Below are 4463 nucleotides of genomic sequence, written 5' to 3'. Positions count from 1 at the left end.
CATGGTCGATATCTGGTTCCCGGAAGGAACTTCCTTCGCCGCCAACGAGGCCACGGCTAAACGGGTGGAGGCGCGCCTCATGAAGGAGGAGGGCGTGAGCACGGTCAGCACCTGGATAGGCTCGGGCGTGCCGCGCTTTTATTTGCCGCTGGACCAGGTTTTTCCGCAAACCAACGTCTCGCAGATGATTGTGCTGCCGAAAGACCTGAAGGTGCGCGAGTCGCTGCGCATCAAGCTGCCCGCCCTGCTGGCCACCGAATTCCCCGAAGTGCGCGGTCGGGTCAAGCTGTTGCCCAACGGTCCGCCCGTGCCTTACCCGGTGCAGTTCCGCGTGGTCGGTATTGACCCGCTGGTGCTGCGTGACCGCGCCGATGAGGTCAAGGCGGTGATGCGCGAGAGCGGCAACACGCGCGGTGTGAACGACAACTGGAACGAGTCGGTGAAAGTGCTGCGGCTGGAAGTGGACCAGGCCAAGGCGCGCGCGCTGGGCGTGACCAGCCAGTCGATTGCACAGGCTTCACGCACCATCCTGGCAGGCACCTCAGTCGGCCAGTTCCGTGAGGGTGACAAGCTGATCGACATCGTGCTGCGCCAGCCGCTGGACGAGCGAAACGCAATCACCGACATCGGCAACGCCTACCTGCCTACGGCTTCAGGCAAGTCGATTCCGCTGACGCAGATTGCCAAGCCGGTGTTTACCTGGGAACCGGGCGTGATGTGGCGCGAGAACCGCGACTACGCCATCACGGTGCAAAGTGACATCGTCGAAGGCCTGCAGGGTGCCACGGTGACAYAGGAGTTGATGCCCAAGCTCAAGGCGCTGGAAGCCAAGTGGCTGGACAAGGGCATGGCGGGCTACCGCATCCAGGTGGCCGGCGCGGTGGAGGAAAGCAGCAAGGGATCCTCCTCAATTGTGGCGGGCTTGCCGGTCGCACTGTTTATCGTGCTCACCCTGTTGATGCTGCAACTGCACAGCTTCAGCCGTTCGATCCTCGCCTTTTTGACGGGCTTCATGGGCATCGCAGGTGTGGCCGGAGCTCTGCTGTTGTTGAACCGGCCGTTTGGTTTCGTCGCGCTGCTGGGCGTGATTGCGCTGTTCGGCATGATCATCCGCAACTCGGTGATCCTGATCGACCAGATCGAGCAGGACCGCGCCCGCGGCGTACCCACCTGGGAAGCCATCGTCGAGTCGGCCGTGCGCAGGCTTCGGCCGATTGTGCTGACGGCCGCCGCGGCGGTTTTGGCCATGATCCMGCTGTCGCGCAGCGTGTTCTGGGGGCCTATGGCGGTTGCCATTATGGGCGGCCTGGTGGTGGCGACGGTGCTGACCTTGCTGGCCCTGCCTGCCATGTATGCAGCGTGGTTCCGTGTCAAACGGGAAGATAAGCTGGAAGTTAAGCCACACATGGGCGAAAAGCCACAGCCGGCCTGATTCTCTCTGGCCGTCGGTTCCGGACGAAAAACCGGGCCCGATAACGGCTAAAATAGAGAGTTGACCGATTTCAAGCGGGGATTCGGAGGTTTTTCGGATTCCCGTTTTTATTTCAGGCGCGCGGGTGGCGAAATTGGTAGACGCACCAGGTTTAGGTCCTGACGTCCGCAAGGATGTGCGGGTTCGAGTCCCGCCCCGCGCACCACCCTGAGGCTTGTGGGCGGCCCTGTTGCCCCTCCTTGCTTTCAGTCGTTGCGGCAAACCCCGCAACATGCCAGGTGAAAACCTGTTTTGACTATTTTTGATCTTAGGAACCATCATGGCCGTGACTGTTGAAACCCTTGAAAAGCTCGAGCGCAAAATGACGCTCTCGCTGCCCGTCAACACCATTCAGTCGGAAGTTGATACCCGTCTGAAGAAGCTGGCCCGTACGGTCAAGATGGACGGCTTCCGTCCGGGCAAAGTCCCCATGAACGTGGTGGCCCAGCGCTACGGCTATTCGGTGCACTACGAAGTCATGAACGACAAGGTCGGTGAAGCTTTTGCCGTGGCCGCCAATGAAGCCAAGCTGCGTGTTGCCGGCCAGCCCCGCATCAGCGAAAAAGAGGGCGCGCCTGAGGGCGAACTGGTGTTTGACGCGGTGTTCGAGGTCTACCCTGAAGTCAAGATCGCCGACCTGTCGGGCGCCGAAGTCGAAAAGGTCAGCGCTGAAGTCAGCGACGCCGCCATCGACAAGACGCTGGATATCCTGCGCAAGCAGCGCCGTACCTTTGCCCAGCGCGCAGCCGATGCGCCGGCGCAAGACGGTGACCGCGCCACCATCGACTTCGAAGGCAAGATCGACGGCGAGCCTTTCGCCGGCGGCAAGGCCGAGGACTACCAGTTCCTGATCGGCGACGGGCAAATGCTCAAGGAATTCGAAGACGCCGTGCGCGGCATGAAAAGCGGCGAAAGCAAGACCTTCCCCCTGAACTTCCCCGCCGACTACCACGGTAAAGATGTGGCCGGAAAACAGGCCGATTTCCTCGTGACGGTCAAAAAAATCGAAGCAGCTCACCTGCCCGAAGTCAATGAAGCACTGGCCAAGTCCCTGGGCATCGCTGACTCCACGGTCGAAGGCCTGCGCACCGACATCAAGAAAAACCTCGAGCGCGAAGTCAAGTTCCGCCTGCTGGCCCGTAACAAGAACGCCGTGATGGACGCGTTGGTCGCCAACGCCGAACTCGACCTGCCCAAGTCCAGCGTCCAGGCCGAGCTGGACCGCATGATCGAAGGCGCCCGCGCCGACTTGAAGCAGCGCGGCATCAAGGACGCCGACAAGGCGCCGATTCCCGAAGAAATCTTCCGTCCCCAAGCCGAAAAGCGCGTGCGCCTGGGCCTGGTGGTGGCTGAATTGGTGCGCAGCAATGACCTGCAGGCCAAGCCTGAGCAGCTCAAGGCGCACATCGAAGAGCTGGCCGCCAGCTACGAGAAGCCGCAAGACGTAGTGCGCTGGTACCTGAGCGACAACCGTCGCATGGCCGAAGTCGAGGCTGTTGTGATTGAAAACAACGTGACCGACTTCGTGCTGGGCAAAGCCAAAGTCAGCGAAAAAGCCATCTCCTTTGACGAGCTGATGGGCCAGAACTGATTCTTCAGCGCCTTTGCTGACATTGGGGCTTGTGCTTTGCGGCACAGGCCCCAATTTCTTTGAGCTACGGCACAACAGCTCGCGAATCTGTTGTCAGCCATCGCCGAAACTCCCTGGGGGAGTTTTTGGGTACAGTACAAACATCTCTGGAGAAAACATGATGGTCCGAAACAGTATTTACGGCGGCGCTTATACGGCCCCGCAAGCCGGCGCGCAGGATGCACAAGGCTTGGGCATGGTGCCCATGGTCATCGAGCAATCCGGCCGTGGCGAGCGCTCTTACGACATTTATTCGCGCCTGCTCAAGGAGCGCGTGATTTTCCTGGTGGGGCCGGTCAATGACCAGACGGCCAACCTGGTGGTGGCCCAGCTCCTCTTCCTGGAGAGCGAAAACCCGGACAAGGACATTTCCTTCTACATCAACTCCCCCGGCGGTTCCGTGACGGCCGGCATGGCGATTTACGACACCATGCAATTCATCAAACCCGACGTTTCCACCCTGTGCGTGGGCATGGCGGCCAGCATGGGTGCTTTCCTGCTGTCGGCCGGCACTAAAGGCAAGCGCTTTTCGCTGCCTAATTCCCGCGTCATGATTCACCAACCATCCGGTGGTGCGCAAGGCCAGGCGTCGGACATTGAAATCCATGCCCGCGACATTCTCAAGACGCGGGACCAGCTCAACCGCATCCTGGCGGCCAATACCGGCCAGCCTATCGAAAAGATCGAACGCGATACCGAACGTGACTATTTCATGTTTGCGGAAGACGCCAAAGAGTACGGGCTGGTCGACCAGGTCATTTCCAAGCGGCCCTGAGCGTCGAAAGCTCTTCAGTTGCACTGCAACAACGGCGTTTTCTGTAACAGAAACGCCGTTTTTTTATTGGTTATCATTAGGTAACAGTTCCCCCTTCAGGCTCCTTAAAGGCATCCCCCCAATGGCCGAGAAAAAAGGCTCCTCCAGCGAAAAGACTTTGCACTGCTCCTTCTGCGGTAAAAGTCAGCACGAAGTCAAAAAACTGATCGCTGGCCCTTCGGTTTTTATCTGTGACGAGTGCATCGATCTTTGCAACGAGATCATTCGCGACGAACTCCCCGCTGGTGACGACGTTCGTGAGACGCGCACCGACCTGCCCACGCCCTCAGAGATCAAGGGAACACTGGACGGCTATGTGATTGGCCAGGAACCGGCCAAGCGCACCCGGGCAGTGGCGGTGTACAACCACTACAAGCGGCTGCGCCACAAGGAAAAAGCCAAAAAAGACGATGTGGAGCTGACCAAAAGCAATATTTTGCTGATCGGCCCCACAGGTTCCGGCAAGACCCTGCTGGCCCAAACGCTGGCGCGTACGCTGAACGTTCCCTTTGTGATGGCCGACGCTACTACGCTGACCGAAGCAGGTT

At 59.6% G+C, this 4463-nt stretch carries 4 protein-coding genes and 1 tRNA gene; all 5 read left to right on the top strand.

What is annotated here, in order from left to right; translation table 11 throughout:
* Nucleotides 1-1432, top strand: a 1432-nt coding sequence (locus AC1D1X_RS16430; protein WP_477698669.1) for an efflux RND transporter permease subunit, incomplete at its 5' end; no start/stop codon positions are given.
* Between the two features lie 118 nt (nucleotides 1433-1550).
* A tRNA-Leu gene (locus AC1D1X_RS16425) sits at nucleotides 1551-1637 on the top strand.
* 114 nt (nucleotides 1638-1751) lie between these two features.
* Nucleotides 1752-3062, top strand: coding sequence for a trigger factor (gene tig / locus AC1D1X_RS16420; RefSeq protein ID WP_477669028.1), 1311 nt, complete (start codon nucleotides 1752-1754; stop codon nucleotides 3060-3062).
* 157 nt (nucleotides 3063-3219) lie between these two features.
* Nucleotides 3220-3876 (top strand): ATP-dependent Clp endopeptidase proteolytic subunit ClpP, encoded by a 657-nt coding sequence (gene clpP / locus AC1D1X_RS16415; RefSeq protein ID WP_477669029.1) that lies wholly within the window; start codon nucleotides 3220-3222, stop codon nucleotides 3874-3876.
* 121 nt (nucleotides 3877-3997) lie between these two features.
* The coding region (locus tag AC1D1X_RS16410; RefSeq protein ID WP_477698668.1) for a ClpX C4-type zinc finger protein at nucleotides 3998-4463 on the top strand (466 nt) is incomplete at its 3' end.

The sequence above is a fragment of the Polaromonas sp. P1_G4 genome, assembly GCF_056405475.1.
This window is presented reverse-complemented; position numbering and strand designations above follow the sequence as displayed.